This is a genomic window from uncultured Tateyamaria sp. (assembly GCF_947503705.1).
GTDB lineage: Bacteria > Pseudomonadota > Alphaproteobacteria > Rhodobacterales > Rhodobacteraceae > Tateyamaria.
In genome coordinates this window covers 181,747-201,348 of the sequence record NZ_CANNES010000002.1, presented here as the reverse complement: position 1 = coordinate 201,348, position 19,602 = coordinate 181,747, and the positions used below count along the sequence as shown (strand labels likewise).

The window sequence follows — 19,602 nt, the reverse complement described above, 5'->3', positions numbered from 1 at the left end:
TTAGCTGGTTACCTGTTCTCTGAGGATGGACGCGGTGAGCGAGATCATCAGATAGATGCCTGCAAAGACGATGAAAGCCAAGATCGTGTTTTCGAATGCGCGGGGATATGACGGTTCTTCGCTCTCGACCGGCTCAACCGCGATGGTCAGATAGCGGACCTGGCGCGAGGCCTCGACGCGGGCCTGTTCCATCTGTTGCAGGGCCGATTGCATCATCATGTCGCGCGAGGCGAGGTCAGCCTGGGCGATCTGGATGCGGGCCGCCAGTTCGGCCAGCGAATTTTCACCCTGCGACACGTCCGTCATCTTGTTTTCGAGCAAGACAAGCTGTTGCTCGTAAATCTCGAGCACGCCCCGCGCGCCATCCACCCGGCTTTGGTTGGGGCGGGCGTTGTTCAGCAGGCTCGCCAGTTCGATCCGCTTTTCGATGATCTGGGTTTCGAGATTGCCGATCTGCGTGCGCAAGCTGGCAATCACGGCCTCCGGGTCCAGCGTGGACCCTTCGATCTGCAGGCGCACGAGGTTTTCCTGGGCGGCGCGCCGCTCGGCCTCTGCCCGTTCAAAGCCTGCGCGGGCATCGGCCATCTGGTCGTCACGCTTTTGGGCCGAGAGGTTGTTCACCCGGTCTTCGGCATAGTTGATCAACTGGCGCGAAAAGTCCGCCGAGACGCGGGGGTCGGCGGCGGCGACTTCCATCCGGATCATGCCCTCGGTCGGGTCATAGCCGATTTTGACGTTCTTTTTGTATGCCTTATAGGCCTCTTCATTTGTGGGGTCGGGGCTGAGCCTTTGGATCGGGTCGATCCAGTCCTGGGTGAAGTGTGATTTGAAGCCCACGTCTCGGTCAAGTCGCAGCATGGCGTCCTTGGACTGTAGGAAACCTTGCACCGCGATACTGTCTGAATTGGTCGCAAATTGCGTGGGCAGCAGACCGCCAAGCGGGCCCGCGCCGCCCGATCCTTCGTTCTGGATGATCAGGAATTCGGACTTGGTGGCGTACATCGGCGTGGCGATGACATAGAAATAGTAGCCTGCGAGGAATGTGGGCAGCATGACGAAGAACGCCAGCCGGATGAGCAAAAGGCCCGTTTTCTTGCGGCGACGGCGCGCGATGTCGCGCTGGATGTTGCGGATTTCTTCGGCGCGGCGTTCGGCGGGGCTGACCTCGGTGGAGGGCAGTTGCTGTCTCTTGACGGGCACCGTTTGTGGCAATTGCGTGCGGGCCGCACCGGCACCACCGGTCTGGGCAGGCAGGTTGGCAAAGGCGTCTGGCGCGCCGCCCTCATGCGGCTCGGCCCCCGCTTGGGGGACCACCAGTTCGAGCATGTTGGAGCGTTGGAACGGGTCGATGCCCTTGGCACGCAAGAGCCGCACGGCGTCGAAATCGGATGTGGGGGCCAGTTCATGCTTTTGCGCGACGCGGCGGGCCATGCGCAGTTGGCGGCCTGTCAGTCCTTCCTGGCGAATGGCTTCGATGGTGTTCTCGCTTGCGACTTGTGCCGGCGACGCCACCTCGGCCGTAGGGGCGGGGCGCGCAGGTTGCGCAGCTTTGGGGGTTGGTTCGGGCGCGGCTGGGCGTGCCTGCGGCGCCTCGGGTGCTGAGTCGTTGCCGGCGCTGCCTAGGGCCGGAGCCGAGCGTTTGATGCGGAACTTTCTAGCTTTGGGTTTCGTAGTCATAGAGCCGTTTCGCTTCTTCCAATGTGTCGAACATGTGCAGCTTGCCATCCAGAAGGACCGCCGCCGAACGCGCGAATTTTTCGAGCGTTTGCGCCTGGTGCGACACGATTACGATGGTGGTGGTGCGCAGCCGTTCCTGCAGCACCTCCCCCGCTTTTCGGTTAAACTCGACATCGGTGCTGGAGGGCATCCCTTCGTCGATCAAGTATATGTCAAAGTCGAGCGCCAGCATGAGCGCAAAGGAGAACCGCGCCCGCATCCCGGATGAATAGGTCCCCAAGGGCTGGTCGAAATATTCGCCCAGATTGCACAGCCACTTGCAGAAGCTTTCCACATAGTCGGGGTCGAGGCCATAGAGCCGCGCGATATAGCGGCTGTTTTCCAGGGCCGAGATCTTGGGCACCACGCCGCCCATGAAGCCCAGCGGGAACGAGATGTTGCACATTCGGCGAATTTCGCCCTCATCGGGTTTTTCCAGCCCTGCCATCATGTTGATCAGCGTTGTCTTGCCCGTCCCGTTCGGGGCGAGCACCCCCAGCGAGCTGCCCAACTCCACACGGAAAGACACACGGTCAAGGATCACCTTGCGCTGTGTGCCTGTCCAAAAGGACTTGGATACATTTTCGAACTCTAGCATCGCGTGCCTCGCGGTGTGCTGCTCATGTGCCCCCTCATTCAGGTGGGCAATCCGTTCCCCCCTTACCAGAGGTGTATTAACGGTCTAATCACCGACTTTGGCCACATTATGTCCAAGTTGTAGATAAATGTACAGTTATGGCTGGGTATTGTTTCCGGGGAAAAGACAACCGATTGCCTCATACGCGTTACCCCGCGCGGGGGCGGGGTAACGGTTCACTTCGTTTTGTTTTTGCGTGACCGGGTCAGGCCATCATTTGCCACGCAATCCCGGCCAGAACCGACCCGGTGAGGGCAAACCCGAGATATGCGGCAAAGACGCGTGGTTTGACGAGGGCCCAGACCGCGATGGCGGCGGGGATCGAGCTGACACCGCCCGCGATCATGAAGGACATGGCCGCGCCGTGGGCCATCCCCTGTTCCAGAAGATCGCCGATGAGGGGCGGCGCGGCGTAGCCGTTCAGGTAGGCAGGCATCCCAACCAAGGCGCCCAGGATGATGGTGCCCAGACCGCCCCCACCGAGGATATTGGCGATCAGATCAGCAGGCATGTAATAGACCATCAACCCTTCGATCACATAGGCCAGCGTCAACCATTTCAGAAGGAAAATCCCGTTCTCAAGACCCGCCTCGCGAAAGACTTTGATGCGGGTGGCATCGCCCCAGAACTTCCAGACGGGCTTGGCCGAGAAAGGCGCTTTGACGCCGCAGCATCCGCCGACGGCAGGTTTTTCCCGCAAGGGGTTTGCGAACATCGATGTGCCAGACAACATCAGCGTGCCGAACCCGCCGAACAGGCCCAGGGCGATGGCCGCGACGGTCTTGGCCAGTGCGAATTCAATGCTGATGGCGCCCGTGGTGATCGCGAACATCGCGGGGTCCATCAGGGGCGAGGCCAGCCAAAAGGCCATGACCGCGCCCAAAGGGGCCCCGACGGCCAAAAGGGCCGCGATGAAGGGGATGACCTCGCACGAACAGAAGGGGGAGAGGCCACCCAAAAGGGCCGCCATGACAATCATTCGGGCCGGATTGCCCTCAAACGCCTTGGCCAGCAGGTTTTCCGCGCCCGTCGCCTTGAGATAAGCAATTGCGAAGACGGCAAAAAGGACAAAGGGCAGGGTGCCCAGCAGGGCGCGGGCGGCAAAGATCACCACATCGTCAACACGAGGCAGGTCGAAGACCGCGACGAGGGCGATCAAGACCGCGCTTGCGATCCAGACGCGGTCGATCCGGGTGAACCAACGTGCGGTTGGCGCGGCAGAGGTGGTTGTATCAGCCATTGGTCGATCCCTTCGGGCTGTCAGCGCAGCATTCGGTGAGCAGGAAGTTGGAGAGGCTTTGCACTTCGTCAAAGGCGACGGCGGCGCAGATGATCGAGCGGCCCTGACGGGCCTGCGTGACAAGCCCTGCCGTGGCGAGGATTTTGACGTGATGGGTCAGGGTGGAGCCTGTAACGCCCGTGCGTTCCCCTAACGTGCCGATGCTGAGGCCCTCAGGGCCCGCACGCACCAGCGTGCGCAATACAGACAGGCGTTGTTCGGACCCAAGCGCGGCAAAGGCGCTGGCGGCACGGGTGAGGTCGAGCGGGAGGGGCGATTCCATTTTCATATTTCTAGCTTTATCGAAATGAATGCTGTGCGCAAGTTTTATTTCGACAGATATCGAAATGATTGCCAAGGGCGCGTAATGCCCATAGCTGAGACATATGAATTTGCCTGATGACATTCGTGCCTGCCGCATCTGCGCCGACCGCTTTGCCGCAACCGAAACCGGCCACGCGCCGCGCCCGGTGGTTTGGTTCAAACCCGGCGCGCGTATTCTGATCGCGGGGCAGGCCCCCGGTGCGCGGGTGCATGACAGCGGGCGGCCCTTTACCGATCCGTCGGGCGATCGGCTGCGCGATTGGCTTGGGATGGACGAGGCCACGTTCTACGATCGGGACAAGCTGGCCATCGTGCCAATGGCCTTCTGCTTTCCCGGTTATGACGCCAAAGGCAGTGACCGTCCGCCGCCCAAGATATGTGCCAAAACGTGGCGCGCGCCCGTGATGGATCATGTGGGCGATGTGCCTTTGATTCTATTGATCGGAGGTTATGCGCAGTCTTGGCATCTGGGGACCAAGACGGGCGTCACCGACACCGTTGCAGGCTGGCGCGACTATGCGCCTCGCGCCTTTCCCTTGCCTCACCCGTCCTGGCGCAATACCGGGTGGCTCAAGAAAAATCCCTGGTTCGCGGCGGACGTGCTGCCCGCCTTGCGCGCCCGGGTTCAAGAGGTGCTGACATGACTGAGACTGTTCTTGATACGGCCCATGCGGCGATGGTTGCGGCCCCCAACGATGATGCGGTGCGCCTGCGCTTCTATGAGCGGTTGGGAGATGCAGAGCTGTTTTTGCTGCTCGAAGGCGAGGCCGAGGGCGACAAGGTCACGCCGCAGATCTTTGATCCGGGCACCGGGCAGATCGTTCTGGTCTTTGACCGGCAGGAGCGTCTGACACAGTTTGTGGGGGCTGCCGCCCCCTATGCGGCTCTGTCTGGGCGGGTGATTGCGGGGCTTTTGGCCGAACAGGGTCTGGGCCTTGGCCTGAACCTTGATGTGGGACCTTCGGCCTTCCTTTTGGAGGCGGACGGGGTGCAATGGTTGGCCCAAACGCTGGAGCATGGGCCGGATGAGGTTGAGGCCCGCATTGCCGAGGTGTCCGCGCCCAAGGGTCTGCCGGATGTGTTGATTGAGGCGATAGATGCCAAGCTGGCGACGGCGACGGGGCTGGCGCAAATGGCCTATCTTGTGGGCACGGCGGATGCGGCGGCGACACGCGGCCATATGCTGGCCTTTGTTGGCACCGTGCCGGGGGCTGAAAGCGCGTTGGCCCGCGCCGCATCCGAGGCGCTGACCTTTTCGGGGATCGAGGCGGGGGCGATGGATGTGGGGTTTTTCGACGCCAATGATCCGGTGACTGAACGGCTGGCGCGGGTGGGCTTGCGCTTTGACTTGCCGCAACCCGCCCTTGTCAGTGCGCCTGATGCGGTGGCTCCGGGGTCGGACCCGGACAAACCACCGCGCTTGCGCTGAGGTGCTTGAAACATCCCGCTCACAGAAAGTGACCGATCGGTCACAACGGCGCGAGGCCGGCTGACATGCTGGACAGAACAGGCCTATCCTTTGATCATCCGCACCAAGACAGCGATCTTGCGGACCCCATGTTGACCCAAGGATGACCCTATCATGTTGAACCGCTTTACTCTGACCGTCGCAGCCGCTGCGAGCGCGCTGACCTTTGCCACATCCGCCTTTGCGGGCGACCAATATGTCGACGAGACGGGTTTTGCCGTTTCAGGCTATGATGTGGTGGCCTATTTCAGCCTGCCATCGAACCCTATCGGTACAACACAGACGGCTGGCGTTCCGGGCAAGGCGTCGATCACCGCAGATTACAACGGGGCCACATTCGCCTTTTCCTCAGAAGAGAACCGCGACACGTTCCTGGCCAATCCGGCCAAATACGCACCCCAATATGACGGCCACTGCGCCTATGGCGTGGCCAAAGGCGGCAAAGTGCCCGGCAACCCGAACCTGTGGCGTATCGTGGACGACAAGCTGTTTTTGAACATCACAGACGTGGTTGTGGGCTTCTGGGAAGAAGACATTCCCGGCAACATCACCTTGTCGGAAAACAACTGGGTGTCGCTTGATCCCAAGCCTGCGTCGACCAACACGATCCCCAAATTCACCAGCGCCGCACCGGAGAGCTGAAGATGACGGACCCGTCCGGGCTACCCTCACCCGAACGGGCCAAGACCCCGGCGCGCATGACGCGCCGGGGTTTCGGGCTTTTGGGTGGGGCCGCAATCGTCGGCGGCACTGTTTTTGGTGCCCGCTGGTTCAACATCACCGCCCAAGCAGGTGGGGACGGGACCCTGAGTACCCCGGATGCCCACGCGGCCGCGGTGGCGGGATCAGTGCTGCTGGTTGATATTCGTCGCCCAGACGAGTGGAGCCATACGGGCATTGGCGAAGGGGCTGTGCCCCTCGATATGCGTCGCCGCGATTTCACCGACGCTTTACTGAAACAGACCAAGGGGCGGACGGATGTTCCCGTCGCGCTGATTTGTGCCCGTGGGGTGCGGTCACGAGCGATCAGCAACCGGCTGATCAAGGCGGGCTTCACCAATATCATTGACGTACCAGAGGGCATGTTGGGATCAGGCGCTGGACCCGGTTGGATCAAACGTGGCTTGCCGACGGTCGCCTGGACCCAAGGCTGAGGCAGGTGCTCAGGCGGTGCCTGCTGCCTGACGCGCGTAATCTTCGGCATCGAACCAGCCGAGGGATTTTGACACTTTCATATCCTCGTCCAATTCCCATTCTTCCCATCCCTTGATGTTCAGAGGATGCCCTGTTTCGGCATCATGGCCTGTGAACGTCCAGACATAGACGGCGTGCGTGCCTGCCAGTCGGATGTCATCGCAGCTGAGTGTCAGATCGGGCACGTCAGCATGAAAGCCTGCGGCCATCTCTGCCACTTGTACCCGCCCTTCCCAAGGTTCGCCCCGGTTGATGGTGATGCTGCCGTCGCCGGCATAGAACGAAGCGACCGCTTCGGGTGATTTGGAATTCCAGGCAGCGGTATAGTCGATGGCAATGCGTTTCAGGTCGTCCAGGGTAGGGGTCATTTCAAAAGCTCCGTATCGGAAATATTTGATATGACCATGCGCCAGAAGCCGAAAATCGCCAATGATTCATCGCGCTGTTTTGGTGGCTGTCAAGTGCGGGAGCCCTGACTTGATCGAACTTTAGCGCCCTCAGATACTTATGGTTGAATATTTCAAGTCCAATTTTTGAAGGTGTTGCCATGATCCGTTTTCGCCACGCCGCGTTCGCGCTTTTTGCTTTTCTCATGCCTGCGCAGGGGGCCGAGTTTACGCCGGTGCCCGGAAATACCGGCCCGTCCTGGCGCGATATTTCAGCCGAAACCTTTGATGCCAATGTCACGCGCTACCGCGCCCAGGGGTTTCGCATTGGCGACGTGGATGTCTACAAGGACGGGTCGCGCACCCGCTATGCCCAGAACTGGCGGCGCAATGATGGGCGCGATTGGGCAGTGGAGCATGACCTGACGTCTGCCCAATACAGCGCCCGTTTTTCCGTGCACACCGGCAACGGCATGCGCGCCACCGATATCGAAGGGTTCCGCAAGGGCGGCAACACGACCTTTGCCGGGGTCTGGATCGAGAACCGTGAAAACATCGGTTGGGCGCTTTGGCGCAATCTGAGCGGCACCAGCTTTCGCGAAAAAAACCAGGAACAGGCGGCCCGTGGTCGGGTGATTGTCGATGCCGAAGCTTACATGACCGATGATGGTCTGCGCTTTGCCGCCATATGGTATGATGACCCGCGGCCCCAGGACACGTTCTTTCGCCGGGGCATTGACCGCGCCACCTATCAGGATCTGGTGAATGAAAAGACCGCCCAGGGGTTCCGGCTGGTGGATTACGAACGCTACGAAAATGACAGCGGCAACATCCGCTATATCGTGTTGTTCAAGCGGGGCATTCAGGGCCGCGTCACCGTGCGCACCAACCGCAGTGCGATGTCCTACACCAATCTGTTCCGCCAATTGAATGACGAGGGGTATCGCCCTGTCGATTTCGAGCGCGAAGGCGACAGCTATGGCGCCATCTGGATGGAGGCCTATCCCGACCGTGCCCGCTATGCCGGAAAGGCGCAGTTGGATCAGCTGCTTGACGGTTTGATCCCGTCCATGGGGTCGAACGCGCCTGCCGGCGTATCGGCCGCCATTGTGCTGAACGGCACACGCATCTGGCAGCGGGGCGATGGGTTTTCTGACGTGTCCGCAGGTCGTGCAGCCAATGCCAGCACCGTCTACTATCTGGCGTCGGTGTCCAAGGCGGTCGCGGGCAGCCTTTTTGGTCGGCTCGAAGAACGGGGTCGGTTGGAGAATGGCCGCCCGGTTTCCATAGCCAGTACGGATTTCACGCGGACGCATTTGCCGGAATTGCCAGGCTTTCACACCCACCGGCTCAGCAACCTTCTGGGCCATACAGCTTGCATCGGCTCTTATGGGCGCGGACATCAGCCGGACAACCGTGATTACACCAGCCACTTTCAGTCTCAACGGGACGCATTGAGCCGGTATGACGACACGCCCCTGATCCAGTTTATTGATGGCGTGGCGGGATGTACCATTGGCCAGACGCGAACCTATTCGAACCATGGCTACGGGATGCTGGGGGCGGCGATGGAATCGGCCACGGGACGAGCTTACAAAGACCTGCTGCGCTCGGAGCTGGCTGATCCCTTTGGTCTGCCCAGTCTGCGCGCGATGTATGCCGATCGCCGTCCTGTCGAGACGTCGCATCGCACCAAACCCTATCGCACCCAGACCAACAGCACCTCCTATGACAACAGCAGCTGGAAAGTGACCGTGGGCGGGACCGAAGCCAATGCCATGGACCTGGCTCGACTGGGTTGGTTGGCGGGCAGTGCGCGCCTGACTTCGGCTGCGTTTCGCGACAATGTGATGTTCAACCCACTGCCCAATGCGGGCGGGCGTGCCTACGCTTGGAACGTCGGAACGGATGCGGGCGGGCGTCGCCTTGTGTCGCACAACGGGGCCAGCACTGGGTCACGTACGTTCTTGTGGGTCTGGCCCGATCAGGGTTTGTCCATCGCTTTTCTGGCAAACAGGAATTACCCGCGCGGGGATGGTGCGCCACCTGATCCGCTGCCGGCGCTGTTGCAGAACATGGCAAATGTGGTCTTTGCCAACCAGCCTTAGGTGACTGTCACCTCTAGCGTTCCAAGGCCCTCGATGCGCAGTGCCATCTTATCGCCTCGCTGCACGGCGGCCACGCCCGCAGGCGTGCCCGACAGGATGACGTCGCCAGCGGCCAGTTCGAAGTATTCCGACAGATAGGCGATCATCTCGGGCACCTTCCAGATCATCTGGTCCAGGTCTGCCTCCTGCCGGGTTTCGCCATTCACCGTCAGTTCCAGCCGCCCTTTGTCCGGGTGACCCACCTGCGAAACCGGATGCAGCGGCCCGCAGGGGGCAGAGCGCTCAAAGGCTTTGCCGATCTCCCATGGGCGGCCCATTTTCTTTTGAATGCCCTGAAGGTCGCGCCGCGTCATGTCTAGGCTGAGGCCATAGCCGAACACGTGATCCAGCGCATGACCCACCGGGATATCCCTACCGCCTGATTTCAGCGCGACCATCATTTCGGCCTCGTGATGCACGTCCTGCGAGCGTGAAGGGTAGGGAAAGACGCCTGATGGGTCGAGGTTGTCGGGGTTCTTTTGGAAAAAGAACGGGTCCTCACGATCCGGGTCATGCCCCATCTCGACGGCGTGCGCGGCGTAGTTGCGTCCAATGCAATAGACGCGGCGCACGGGAAAGAGTGCACCCGTGCCCACAACCGGCAGGTATGGGACGCGAGGCGGATCAATGACGGTATCAGGCATGTTGCGCTTTGTCCTTTTGGTCTTTTCGCGACGCTACAGCCCGTATCCAGCAAGATCAAATTCGCCCCCGGAAGGCGCGGCACTTTGGTCACTGGAAAGCTGTGCGGCATCTATGTATACACCGGTATACAAACAAGACCGCTACTGTCCAGGGTTACGGTAAGGCTGGAAAGTCACGTGGATTTTGGATATGCGCCCCGTAAAATGACAGCTCATCACAGAAAGGTTTTTCACATGGCAGACAGCACGCCTTCCGACATCATTTACACCAAGGTTGATGAGGCGCCACAGCTGGCTTCAGCGTCCTTGCTGCCGATCATTCGGACCTTTGCAGATGCTGCGGGCATCTCTGTGGGCACCAAGGATATCTCGCTTGCGGGCCGCATCATTGCGACGTTTCCCGAGCATCTGACCGAAGATCAGCGCCAGGCCGACGATCTGGCCGAATTGGGCGAACTGGTGAAAAACCCCACTGCCAATGTGATCAAGCTGCCCAATATCTCGGCCTCCGTTCCGCAGCTGGTGGCGGCGATCAAGGAATTGCAGGGCCAAGGCTATAACCTGCCGGACTATCCCGAAGAGCCCGGCACCGACGCAGAAAAAGAAGTGCGCGCGCGCTATGATGCGATCAAGGGTTCGGCGGTGAACCCGGTTTTGCGCGAAGGCAACTCGGATCGGCGTGCGGCGGCAGCGGTCAAAGCCTATGCGCAGGCCAATCCGCATTCGATGGGCACATGGTCAGCGGAATCAAAAACCCGCGTATCCACTATGTCAGAGGGCGATTTCCGCTCGAACGAGACTTCGGTGACTTTGAGCGGCCGCCAAGCGGGCCCTGTGCGCATCGAGCACGAGGCCGCCGACGGCACCATCACCGTGCTCAAGGACGGCGTTGAGTTTCCTGCGGGCACCATCGTTGATGCAACGTTCATGTCGGCCAAGGCGCTGGATGCCTTTCTTGCGGAACAGATCGAGGTGACCAAGGTGGACGGCACGCTCTTTTCGCTGCACCTGAAGGCCACGATGATGAAAGTTTCGGACCCGATCCTGTTTGGACATGCGGTCATGGCCTACCTCAAGCCGGTCTTTGACGCTCATGGTGAGGCGCTGGACGCTGCCGGTGTTGATCCGAACTCGGGCCTTGGTGCGGTTCTTGACGTAATCGACACGATGCCAAATGGCGCGGCCATCAAGGCCGAGATCGACGCGCTGATGGCGGAACGTCCGCCTCTTTACATGGTGAACTCCGACAAGGGCATCACCAACCTGCACGTGCCGTCGGACGTGATCATCGACGCCTCCATGCCTGCCCTGATCCGCGCGGGCGGCAAAGGCTGGGGCCCGGATGGCAAAGAGGCAGATAGCAACTGCGTCATCCCCGACAGTTCTTATGCGGCAGTCTATGATGAAACGATTGCCTATTTCAAAGAGACAGGCGCGCTGGATCCGGCCACCGCTGGCACTGTGCAAAACGTGGGTCTGATGGCGCAAAAGGCCGAAGAATATGGCTCGCACCCCACCACGTTCCAGATCCCCGCCGACGGAACCGTCCGCATGATTGCGGCCAATGGCGACGAGTTGCACAGCCACGTGGTTGAAGCGGGTGACATCTGGCGGTCGGCCAGCACGCGCAAGGCCCCGATCGAGAACTGGATTGAGCTGGCGATTGAGCGTCAGGCGGCTGAAGACTGCCAGGCGATTTTCTGGCTGGACGCGACCCGCGCCCATGATGCGGAACTGATCAAGATGGTCGAGCCCGCGCTGATGGAAGCCGGTCTGACCGACAAATTCCAGATCATGGCCCCCCGCGAGGCGACACGCGTGTCGTTCGAGGCCATCCGCGAGGGCAAAACATCCGTTGCCATCACCGGCAACGTGCTGCGCGATTACCTGACCGACCTGTTTCCCATCCTGGAACTGGGCACGTCGGCCAAGATGCTGTCCATTGTCAAGTTGATGAATGGCGGAGGATTGTTTGAAACGGGCGCGGGTGGCTCGGCCCCCAAACACGTGCAGCAGCTGGTCGAAGAAAACCACCTGCGCTGGGATTCGCTGGGTGAGTTCTGTGCGCTGGGCGAGAGCCTGAAATATTTCGGCGCGGTCAATGGCAACGCCAAGGCTACAGTTTTGGGCAAGGCTGTTGATGCGGCGACCCAAGGCATTCTGGACCACAACAAGTCCCCCGGTCGCAAGGTCGGCCAGCCAGACAACCGCGACAGCCACTTCTTCTTCGCGCTCTATTGGGCGCAGGCTTTGGCCGCCCAGTCAGACGATGCAGAACTTGCGGCACATTTCACAGGCATCGCGGCAGCACTGACCGAAAATGAGGACAAGATCGTGGCAGAGCTGTCCGAAGGGCGCGGTGCCGCTGTTGATCTGGGCGGATACTTCCATTCTGATCCGGCCAAGTCGGCGGCAGTGATGGCGCCCTCCGCCACGCTTAACGGGATCTTGGGCACAGCCTGATCGCGCCCGTTGCGCATTTGATAATGCCGCCCCGTTGTGGGCGGCATTGTTGTGTTCAGGCTCAGTACCCGACGGCCTGCCCATCCTTGCGCGGGTCTGAACCGGCGGCATAACCACCGCCGGGCAGTTTACAGATCAGTTGCGCCCCGCCAAAGCCAAAGGCATTGTCCGGCGCTTCGAGAGAAATCTCATGGCCCATCGCGACCAAGGCGCTCAGTATGCCTTCGGGCATCGTGTCTTCGATGGCCACGCCCATCCCTTCGGTTACGCGCCAGCGCGGCGCGTCCACGGCCATTTGCGGGTCTTGCCCCCACAGTTGCGTGCGCAGAACCATTTGGACGTGACCTTGCGCCTGCATCGGTCCGCCCATCACGCCAAAGCTCATCCTTGGGCCGTCCGGCCCCATCAGGAACCCGGGAATGATCGTGTGGAAGGGCCGTTTGTTCGGGCCGACGCAATTGGGGCTGGTGGGATCAAGGCTGAACCCCGCGCCGCGGTTTTGCATGCTGATACCCGTGCCCGGGATCACGACGCCAGAACCAAAACCGGCATAGTTCGACTGGATGAACGAGACCATCATGCCCGACGCGTCAGCCGCCGTAAGGTAGACCGTGCCGCCCTGTTTGGGCGCGCCTGCGCCGAAATCCTGCGCCTTGGCCGGGTCGATGCGAGCTGCGCGCCTTGCCAGATAGCTGTCACCCAAAAGGTCATCGCTGGTCACATCTGTCATGTGTTCAGCGTCAGCCACATAAGCCTCGGCATCGGCCAGCGCCAGCTTCACGGCTTCGATTTGTAGATGAAACGCCTGCGGGTCATCGGCATCCAGATCGCGGATGCCAGTGTGGGAGAGAATGCCCAGGGCAATCAGGGCGGCGATGCCCTGCCCGTTGGGAGGGATTTCATGCAGGGTTAGATCGTCAAAGGATTTGGCGATGGTCCCGCACCAATCCGGTGCATGGGCAGCCATGTCCGCCATGGTCAGCGCCGCGCCATGTTCGGCGGCAAAGGCGCAAATGGTCTGGGCCAGTTCCCCTTTGTAAAAGGCGCGCCCCTTGGTGTCTGCGATCAGGCGCAGGGACTTGGCCATGGCGGCGTTTGTGAACATTTCGCCCGCTTTTGGGGCCGTGCCACTTGGCAGGAACGCCGCGGCAAAGCCGGGTTGGTCGCCCAGTTCTTCACCCGCGCGCCGCCAAAGCTCTGCTATGATGGGCGTGACCACGAACCCGTTTTCTGCGTAACCGATGGTGGGGGTAAAAAGGTCGGCAAAGGGCAGTTTGCCGAACCGGTCCGACAATGCGACCCAGGCAGAAACAGCGCCGGGTATGGTGACGCTTTCCCAACCGCGGAAGGGCATGGCGTCGTGGCCTGCAAACCGCTCTGGCGTCCAGGCGCTGGGAGACCGACCTGATGCGTTCAGCCCATGCAACTCTGATCCGTCCCACACAATTGCAAACGCGTCAGAGCCCAAGCCGTTTCCGGTCGGTTCAACCAGCGTCAGAGTGATGGCCGTCGCGATGGCCGCATCCACGGCATTCCCGCCGCGCGCCAGCATCGCCAAACCGGCTTGCGCGGCCACGGGATGTGAGGTCGAGACGACGTTCTCGGCCAGAACCGGGGAGCGGCGGGACGGATAGGGATGCGTTGCGCGCAAATCCATGCCGGTCACGCGGCGGCCAGCCGTTGTTCCGCCAGCGTCACCCAATATGAACAGCCCACCGGGATCACTTCGTCGTTGAAGTCATATTCGGGGTGGTGCAGCCCAGGGCCGATCCCGTTGCCGATCTGGATATAAGCGCCGGGGCAGGCTTGGAGCATATAGGCGAAATCCTCGCCACCCGTGGTGCGTGGCGCGTCGGGGGTGCAATCGCCCGCAACGGCGCGTGCGGCGGCGATGCAGTGGTCGGTTTCGGCCGCATGGTTGGACATGACAGGATAGGCGACATCGCCACATTCCAACGTGGCTGTTGCCCCATAGGATTGAGCGGTGAGCGACGCGATATCCTCGATCCGCTGCAATGTGTCGGCGCGGACCTGCATGTCGAAACAGCGCACCGTGCCGCGCAGGGTGACGCGTTCCGGGATCACGTTGAACGCCTCGCTCTCCGTCCTAAAACTGGTGACAGAGACGACAGCGGCCTGTTGCGGGTCGGTGTTGCGTGACACCACCGATTGCAGGGCCATGACGATGGCAGATCCCGCGAGCGTGGTGTCGATGGTGTTGTTGGGACGTGCGGCGTGTCCGCCTTTGCCCGCCACTTCAATCGTGAACGTATCGGCGGCAGCGTAAAACGCACCGGGTCGGATGGCAAAACTGCCCAAGGGCAGCAATGGCGAGTTGTGCATCCCGTAGATCTCGGAAACGTTGAACCGGTCGATGAGGCCATCCTTGACCATCTCATCAGCGCCGGCCCCGCCCTCTTCGGCGGGTTGGAAGACCACCGCGACTGTGCCGTCGAAATTGCGGGTCTCGGCCAGATATTGCGCAGCACCGAGCAGCATGGCGGTGTGCCCATCATGGCCGCAGGCGTGCATCTTGCCGGGTACGGTCGAGGCATAGGGCTTGTCCGTGGCTTCAAGGATCGGCAAGGCGTCCATGTCGGCACGCATGGCGATGGTCTTGCCGCTGCGATTGGTTTTGCCATGAATTACGCCGACAACGCCGGTGCGCCCGATGCCTTCGACCACCTGGTCACAGCCAAAAGTACGCAGCTTGTCCGCGACCGTCGCAGAGGTCCGGTGGGTGTCATAAAGCAATTCGGGGTTGGCATGCAGATCGCGCCGCCAAGCGGTGATTTCGGGGTGAAGTTCGGCAAAACGGTTTCGAATTGGCATGTGCTGTCTCCGGCTGCGGTCCGCTCAGCTTAGTCAGGGTGGACAGCGCAGGGCAAGCCGGGCAGCCCGCACAAGGGGCTGTGCATCATGTGGTGGGTGATCGGCCGCCGGTCTGGCGTGTGATTTCGGATGCAGCTTGGGCCACCGCGGTGCCAAGTTCCGGCACCTTGGCGTCGTCAAAGCGTGTGCTGGGCCCCGAGATCGACACCGCCGCAATGGGCTGAGCGTTGCGATCATAGATGGCTGATCCGATGCAGGACATGCCGAGGTATCGTTCTTCGCGATCGAAAGACCAGCCGCGGACCCGGATGCGGTCAAGCTCGGCCAAAAGCGCCTGAGGCTCTGCAATCGTGTGTTCGGTGAACTGCTCTGGTGTGACGCGAGCCAAAAGCTTTTGGACCTGATCCGCACCAAGGGCGGACAGGATCGCCTTGCCCGCACCCGAGGCATGCATCGACGACCGTGACCCAGGGGGGAAAAATGCGCGGATGGGGTTGGCGGTTTCGACCTGCCCGATGAACACCACTTCGAATTTGTCGTGCACAGCAAGATTGGCCGTTTCGCCGGTATCGCGCATAAGCGCGCGCATGACGGTGTGACCCACTTGGGTCAGATTGCTTTGGTTGAGAAAGGCCGCACCTGTTCGGTATGCTTCTATCCCTACCATCCAGTCTTGAGTGTCCTCGTCGAAGGCGACGAAGTCCTGGGCTTGTAGGGTCTTGAGAACGCGGTGCGCTGTCGCCGTCGGAATGGCGAGCGCCAAAGCCAGATCCGAAAGCGTCGTACGCTCCAACCGTGCGACAGCTTTGAGCACAACCAAGGCGCGGTCCACCGATTGCAGCGTCTCGGTGGGCGCATCATTGAACTGAGATTTGGGCCTGCCGCGTTTGCGTTTGGCGGGTTTTTCGGGCGTCTGATCCATGGGGTTTGCTTACATCAGAAGGGTTTTGCGGGGGAGAGTATTTTCTGCCTCAAAACGGACCACGGATTCTGGAAAAAGAAAAAATAAATAAAAACATATAATTACGATTAATTTCGCCCTGCGGAAAATATTTTACGAAAAAATTGCAATGAGTCGGCCTGCCTCTATCTTGTGCAACACATTCAGGAGGACGCACCATGTCAGACCAAAACCCGGTCTTTATTCCCGGCCCGACTAACATCCCCGACCGCTTGCGAGCGGCCATGCAGGTCCAGACCCGCGATCACCGCGCCCCTGATTTCGTCGAAACATTCGCGCCCGTATTAGAGGACACCAAGAAGGTGTTCGGCACGAAGGACGGCACTGTCATTACCTTTCCCGCCAGCGGTACCGGCGGCTGGGAGGCTGCCATCTGCAACACGTTGAGCGCAGGCGACACGGTGCTCGTGGCCCGTTACGGCATGTTCAGCCACCGTTGGATCGACTTGTGTGAACGTCATGGTCTCGATGTGCAGATCATTGAATGCCCTTGGGGCAGCGGTGCACCGGCGGACAAGTTCGAAGCGGCATTGAGCGCCGACAAGGGCCACAAGATCAAGGCCGTGCTTGTTACGCACAATGAGACTGCTACCGGTGTGAAATCCGATATTGCCGCCGTGCGCTCCGCGATGGATGCGTCCGACCATCCGGCGATGATGTTCGTGGATTGTGTCAGCTCGCTCGGCTCCATGGATTTTCGTATGGACGAGTGGGGCGTTGATATCGCAGTGTCCGGTTCGCAAAAGGGGTTCATGCTGGCCACTGGCATGGCGATCCTGGGCGTCAGCCCCAAGGCACTGGACGCGATGAATGGTGCCACGCTGCACCGCACGTTCTTTGACTTCAAAGACATGATGGGGGCCAACGCCTCTGGCGGCTTCCCGTACACGCCCCCCTTGCAACTGATTTACGGGATGCGCGAAAGCCTCAAGATGCTGTTCGAAGAGGGGTTGGAGAACGTCTATGCTCGCCACTTCCGTCTGGCCGAGGCCGTGCGCCGTGCCGTAGATGGCTGGGGCCTGAGCCTCGTGGCGCAGTCGCCTGACCTCTATTCCGACACGGTCAGCGCCATTTATGTCCCTGAGGGTTTTGACAGTAATGCTCTGACCAGCCACGTCTTTGACGCTTACGGCGTGTCCTTTGGCGTGGGTCTGGGCGAGATGGATGGCAAGGCCTTCCGCATCGGCCATCTGGGCAGTTTGACCGACACGATGGTGCTGTCAGGCCTTGCCACGGTCGAGATGGGCATGGCCGATCTGAATTATCCTGTGGCTTTGGGCAGCGGGACAATCGCCGCGCAGGAATACCTGCGCACCAGCCGCGCCGCATCAATCCAACACGCAGCCTGAGGGGGACCACCACATGCTGGACATCACGACCACGGGCCAGGACCTGACCATTGACGATGTGCGTGCAGCCCATGCGCGCATCAAACCCTATATCCACAATACGCCGGTTCTGACCTCGACCTATCTGAACGGTGTGACCGGGGCCGAGCTGTTTTTCAAATGCGAGAACTTTCAGAAGGCGGGGGCGTTCAAGGTGCGCGGGGCTTCGAATGCGGTTTTTGGCCTCAGTGACGAGCAGGCCAAGAACGGTGTCGCCACGCATTCCTCGGGAAATCACGCGCTGTCGCTGTCTTATGCAGCGGGCCGCCGGGGTATTCCGTGCCATGTGGTGATGCCTCGTACGGCCCCGCAGGCCAAAAAGGATGCCGTCAAAGGCTACGGCGGGATTATCACCGAGTGCGAGCCATCGACCACCTCGCGCGAGACGGTGTTTGCCGAGGTGCAGGCCGCAACCGGGGCCGAGTTTGTGCACCCCTACAATGACGCACGGGTGATTGCCGGGCAGGGGACCTGTTCGCTGGAACTGATTGAAGAGATCAGCGATCTGGATTGTGTTGTCGCCCCCATCGGTGGCGGCGGCATGATTTCGGGCACCTGCCTGACGCTGTCGAACCTGGCCCCGCATGTGAAAATCTACGCGGCAGAGCCGGATCAGGCGGACGATGCGGCGCGGTCTTTCAGGGCGGGTCATATCATTGCGGATGATGCGCCGGTGACAGTGGCGGACGGCCTCAAGGTGCCGCTGAAAGAAAACACCTGGCATTTTGTCTCGCAATTCGTCGAGGACGTGCTGACCGCAAGCGAGCAAGAGATCATCGACGCGATGAAGCTGACCTGGCAGCGCCTCAAGATCGTGATGGAACCCAGCTGTGCGGTGCCGCTGGCTGTCATCTTGAAAAACCCTGACGTGTTTGCAGGCAAGCGCGTGGGCGTCATCGTGACGGGCGGCAATGTGGATTTGGATAAACTCCCTTGGATCAAGGGTTAAGGAGGAAGAACATGAACACGCAAGTGAAACTCGAAGACTTCGAAGTTGGTTTTGATATCCCTGCCTCCATCGGCATGGATGAGGCCGATATCGCGACCCCCAGCCTGGTGCTGGACCTTGATGCGCTTGAGCGGAACATCAAGAAGATGGGCGATTTTGCCAAGTCTCACGGTATGCGCCACCGTGTGCACGGCAAGATGCACAAATCAGTCGATGTGGCCTTGTTGCAGGAGAAATTGGGCGGGTCCGTCGGTGTCTGCTGCCAGAAGGTATCCGAGGCCGAAGTGTTCGCCCGGGGCGGCATCAAGGACGTTCTGGTTTCAAACCAGGTGCGCCAGCCCGAAAAGATCGACCGGCTGGCCCGCATGCCCAAGCTGGGCGCGCGCACCATTTGCTGTGTAGACGACATAGAGAATGTTGCGGACTTGTCCGAGGCTGCACAGCGTCACGGCACCCAGATTGAGTGCCTGGTCGAGATTGACGTAGGTGCCGGCCGGTGCGGTGTGCAATACGGCCAACCCGTCGTGGATCTGGCCAAGGCCATCGATGCGGCCCCCGGCCTGAAATACGCAGGTATTCAGGCCTATCAGGGCGCAATGCAGCACATGGACAGCTATGAGGACCGCAAGGGCAAAACCGCCATTGCGATTCAGCAAGTGGCCGAGACGCTTGAGCTGTTGAAAGCGGAAGGGATCGAAAGCGATATCGTCGGCGGTGGCGGCACGGGCTCTTACTACTTTGAGAGTGCTTCGGGTGTATTCAACGAACTGCAATGCGGGTCTTACGCCTTTATGGATGCTGATTACGGTCGCATTCTGGACAAGGACGGCAACCGCATCGACCAGGGCGAGTGGGAGAACGCATTGTTCATCCTGACCAGCGTCATGAGCCACGCCAAGGCCGACAAAGCCATCGTGGATGCGGGCCTGAAGGCGCAATCGGTCGATAGTGGTCTGCCAACGATCTTTGGCCGCACGGACGTTGAATATGTCAAATGCTCGGACGAGCATGGCGTAGTGGCCGACCCAGATGGGGTGCTGAAAGTCAATGACAAGCTCAAGCTGGTGCCCGGGCATTGCGACCCGACCTGCAACGTGCACGATTGGTATGTGGGCGTGCGCAACGGCAAGGTCGAGACGATTTGGCCCGTATCGGCGCGCGGCAAGGCTTACTGACAAAACCGTACTGGACGGGGGTGCGCGTCGGATCACATG

At 60.6% G+C, this 19,602-nt stretch carries 18 protein-coding genes; 9 read left to right on the top strand and 9 right to left on the bottom strand.

Translation table 11 applies throughout. From position 1 onward, the window contains the following. The 4 genes from Q1A44_RS07070 to Q1A44_RS07055 all read right to left on the bottom strand — a co-directional run bounded on the left by Q1A44_RS07070 (position 1) and on the right by Q1A44_RS07055 (position 3,921). Entirely contained in the window at positions 1 to 1,677 is a 1,677-nt protein-coding gene (locus Q1A44_RS07070; protein ID WP_299621967.1) for a capsule biosynthesis protein, read from the bottom strand. After that, positions 1,655 to 2,314: an ATP-binding cassette domain-containing protein gene (locus Q1A44_RS07065; RefSeq protein ID WP_299621964.1), complete on the bottom strand. Its 660-nt coding sequence runs from the start codon at positions 2,312 to 2,314 to the stop codon at positions 1,655 to 1,657. Before Q1A44_RS07065 ends, Q1A44_RS07070 begins: the two co-directional genes overlap by 23 nt. 244 nt (positions 2,315 to 2,558) lie before the next feature. Continuing rightward, the gene (locus Q1A44_RS07060; protein WP_299621961.1) at positions 2,559 to 3,593 is read right to left on the bottom strand and encodes a permease; all 1,035 of its coding nucleotides are present in this window, start codon (positions 3,591 to 3,593) and stop codon (positions 2,559 to 2,561) included. Beyond that, positions 3,586 to 3,921 carry a metalloregulator ArsR/SmtB family transcription factor gene (locus Q1A44_RS07055; RefSeq protein WP_299621958.1) on the bottom strand — a complete coding sequence of 112 codons (336 nt, stop codon included), beginning with the start codon at positions 3,919 to 3,921 and terminating at the stop codon, positions 3,586 to 3,588. The genes Q1A44_RS07060 and Q1A44_RS07055 overlap by 8 nt, the downstream gene beginning before the upstream one ends. Positions 3,922 to 4,018: 97 nt before the next feature. Here Q1A44_RS07055 and Q1A44_RS07050 point away from each other — a divergent pair, with 97 nt between their 5' ends. The 4 genes from Q1A44_RS07050 (at position 4,019) to Q1A44_RS07035 (ending at position 6,578) form a co-directional block, all read left to right on the top strand. Next, a complete protein-coding gene (locus tag Q1A44_RS07050) occupies positions 4,019 to 4,600 on the top strand; it encodes a uracil-DNA glycosylase family protein (protein ID WP_299621955.1) in 582 nt (193 codons plus the stop codon). Next, on the top strand, positions 4,597 to 5,385 hold the full coding sequence (locus Q1A44_RS07045) for an SseB family protein (protein ID WP_299621952.1): 789 nt from the start codon (positions 4,597 to 4,599) through the stop codon (positions 5,383 to 5,385). Before Q1A44_RS07050 ends, Q1A44_RS07045 begins: the two co-directional genes overlap by 4 nt. Positions 5,386 to 5,538: 153 nt before the next feature. Beyond that, positions 5,539 to 6,066 carry a YHS domain-containing (seleno)protein gene (locus Q1A44_RS07040; RefSeq protein WP_299621949.1) on the top strand — a complete coding sequence of 176 codons (528 nt, stop codon included), beginning with the start codon at positions 5,539 to 5,541 and terminating at the stop codon, positions 6,064 to 6,066. 2 nt (positions 6,067 to 6,068) lie between these two features. Further along, positions 6,069 to 6,578 carry a rhodanese-like domain-containing protein gene (locus tag Q1A44_RS07035; RefSeq protein ID WP_299621945.1) on the top strand — a complete coding sequence of 170 codons (510 nt, stop codon included), beginning with the start codon at positions 6,069 to 6,071 and terminating at the stop codon, positions 6,576 to 6,578. Between the two features lie 9 nt (positions 6,579 to 6,587). Here the strand turns inward: Q1A44_RS07035 and Q1A44_RS07030 are convergent, their stop codons facing one another. Further along, positions 6,588 to 6,986, bottom strand: coding sequence for a nuclear transport factor 2 family protein (locus Q1A44_RS07030; RefSeq protein WP_299621942.1), 399 nt, complete (start codon positions 6,984 to 6,986; stop codon positions 6,588 to 6,590). A gap of 179 nt (positions 6,987 to 7,165) precedes the next feature. Between Q1A44_RS07030 and Q1A44_RS07025 the strand changes: the two genes are divergently transcribed. After that, positions 7,166 to 9,112, top strand: coding sequence for a serine hydrolase (locus tag Q1A44_RS07025; RefSeq protein WP_299621939.1), 1,947 nt, complete (start codon positions 7,166 to 7,168; stop codon positions 9,110 to 9,112). Here the strand turns inward: Q1A44_RS07025 and Q1A44_RS07020 are convergent. Further along, entirely contained in the window at positions 9,109 to 9,795 is a 687-nt protein-coding gene (locus Q1A44_RS07020; protein ID WP_299621936.1) for a fumarylacetoacetate hydrolase family protein, read from the bottom strand. The genes Q1A44_RS07025 and Q1A44_RS07020 overlap by 4 nt on opposite strands. Positions 9,796 to 10,029: 234 nt before the next feature. Here Q1A44_RS07020 and Q1A44_RS07015 point away from each other — a divergent pair, with 234 nt between their 5' ends. Next, the gene (locus Q1A44_RS07015; RefSeq protein ID WP_299621933.1) at positions 10,030 to 12,258 is read left to right on the top strand and encodes an NADP-dependent isocitrate dehydrogenase; all 2,229 of its coding nucleotides are present in this window, start codon (positions 10,030 to 10,032) and stop codon (positions 12,256 to 12,258) included. 61 nt (positions 12,259 to 12,319) lie between these two features. Here the strand turns inward: Q1A44_RS07015 and Q1A44_RS07010 are convergent, their stop codons facing one another. The 3 genes from Q1A44_RS07010 to Q1A44_RS07000 all read right to left on the bottom strand — a co-directional run bounded on the left by Q1A44_RS07010 (position 12,320) and on the right by Q1A44_RS07000 (position 16,012). Then, positions 12,320 to 13,915 (bottom strand): gamma-glutamyltransferase family protein, encoded by a 1,596-nt coding sequence (locus Q1A44_RS07010; RefSeq protein WP_299622839.1) that lies wholly within the window; start codon positions 13,913 to 13,915, stop codon positions 12,320 to 12,322. 5 nt (positions 13,916 to 13,920) lie between these two features. Beyond that, positions 13,921 to 15,090, bottom strand: a complete 1,170-nt coding sequence (locus Q1A44_RS07005) for a M20 aminoacylase family protein (RefSeq protein ID WP_299621930.1) — start codon at positions 15,088 to 15,090, stop codon at positions 13,921 to 13,923. Positions 15,091 to 15,175: 85 nt separating this feature from the next. Beyond that, entirely contained in the window at positions 15,176 to 16,012 is an 837-nt protein-coding gene (locus tag Q1A44_RS07000) for an IclR family transcriptional regulator (RefSeq protein WP_299621927.1), read from the bottom strand. A 197-nt stretch (positions 16,013 to 16,209) separates the two neighbouring features. Here Q1A44_RS07000 and bhcA point away from each other — a divergent pair, with 197 nt between their 5' ends. The 3 genes from bhcA to bhcC are packed head-to-tail and all read left to right on the top strand — an operon-like array spanning position 16,210 to position 19,563. Next, positions 16,210 to 17,400, top strand: coding sequence for an L-aspartate--glyoxylate aminotransferase BhcA (gene bhcA, locus Q1A44_RS06995; RefSeq protein ID WP_299621924.1), 1,191 nt, complete (start codon positions 16,210 to 16,212; stop codon positions 17,398 to 17,400). A 13-nt stretch (positions 17,401 to 17,413) separates the two neighbouring features. Beyond that, positions 17,414 to 18,388, top strand: coding sequence for a beta-hydroxyaspartate dehydratase BhcB (gene bhcB / locus Q1A44_RS06990; protein WP_299621921.1), 975 nt, complete (start codon positions 17,414 to 17,416; stop codon positions 18,386 to 18,388). Positions 18,389 to 18,399: 11 nt separating this feature from the next. Further along, positions 18,400 to 19,563 (top strand): 3-hydroxy-D-aspartate aldolase BhcC, encoded by a 1,164-nt coding sequence (gene bhcC, locus Q1A44_RS06985; RefSeq protein WP_299621918.1) that lies wholly within the window; start codon positions 18,400 to 18,402, stop codon positions 19,561 to 19,563. Positions 19,564 to 19,602 lie beyond the last annotated feature (39 nt).

Coding starts and splice junctions, on each gene's coding strand:
- bhcC (WP_299621918.1), top strand. CDS start 18,400: ATGAACACGCAAGTGAAACTCGAAGACTTCGAAGTTGGTTTTGATATC.
- Q1A44_RS07065 (WP_299621964.1), bottom strand. CDS start 2,314: ATGCTAGAGTTCGAAAATGTATCCAAGTCCTTTTGGACAGGCACACAG.
- Q1A44_RS07030 (WP_299621942.1), bottom strand. CDS start 6,986: ATGACCCCTACCCTGGACGACCTGAAACGCATTGCCATCGACTATACC.
- Q1A44_RS07020 (WP_299621936.1), bottom strand. CDS start 9,795: ATGCCTGATACCGTCATTGATCCGCCTCGCGTCCCATACCTGCCGGTT.
- Q1A44_RS07060 (WP_299621961.1), bottom strand. CDS start 3,593: ATGGCTGATACAACCACCTCTGCCGCGCCAACCGCACGTTGGTTCACC.
- Q1A44_RS07055 (WP_299621958.1), bottom strand. CDS start 3,921: ATGAAAATGGAATCGCCCCTCCCGCTCGACCTCACCCGTGCCGCCAGC.
- Q1A44_RS07005 (WP_299621930.1), bottom strand. CDS start 15,090: ATGCCAATTCGAAACCGTTTTGCCGAACTTCACCCCGAAATCACCGCT.
- Q1A44_RS07040 (WP_299621949.1), top strand. CDS start 5,539: ATGTTGAACCGCTTTACTCTGACCGTCGCAGCCGCTGCGAGCGCGCTG.
- Q1A44_RS07045 (WP_299621952.1), top strand. CDS start 4,597: ATGACTGAGACTGTTCTTGATACGGCCCATGCGGCGATGGTTGCGGCC.
- Q1A44_RS07070 (WP_299621967.1), bottom strand. CDS start 1,677: ATGACTACGAAACCCAAAGCTAGAAAGTTCCGCATCAAACGCTCGGCT.
- Q1A44_RS07025 (WP_299621939.1), top strand. CDS start 7,166: ATGATCCGTTTTCGCCACGCCGCGTTCGCGCTTTTTGCTTTTCTCATG.
- bhcA (WP_299621924.1), top strand. CDS start 16,210: ATGTCAGACCAAAACCCGGTCTTTATTCCCGGCCCGACTAACATCCCC.
- Q1A44_RS07050 (WP_299621955.1), top strand. CDS start 4,019: ATGAATTTGCCTGATGACATTCGTGCCTGCCGCATCTGCGCCGACCGC.
- Q1A44_RS07015 (WP_299621933.1), top strand. CDS start 10,030: ATGGCAGACAGCACGCCTTCCGACATCATTTACACCAAGGTTGATGAG.
- bhcB (WP_299621921.1), top strand. CDS start 17,414: ATGCTGGACATCACGACCACGGGCCAGGACCTGACCATTGACGATGTG.
- Q1A44_RS07010 (WP_299622839.1), bottom strand. CDS start 13,915: ATGGATTTGCGCGCAACGCATCCCTATCCGTCCCGCCGCTCCCCGGTT.
- Q1A44_RS07035 (WP_299621945.1), top strand. CDS start 6,069: ATGACGGACCCGTCCGGGCTACCCTCACCCGAACGGGCCAAGACCCCG.
- Q1A44_RS07000 (WP_299621927.1), bottom strand. CDS start 16,012: ATGGATCAGACGCCCGAAAAACCCGCCAAACGCAAACGCGGCAGGCCC.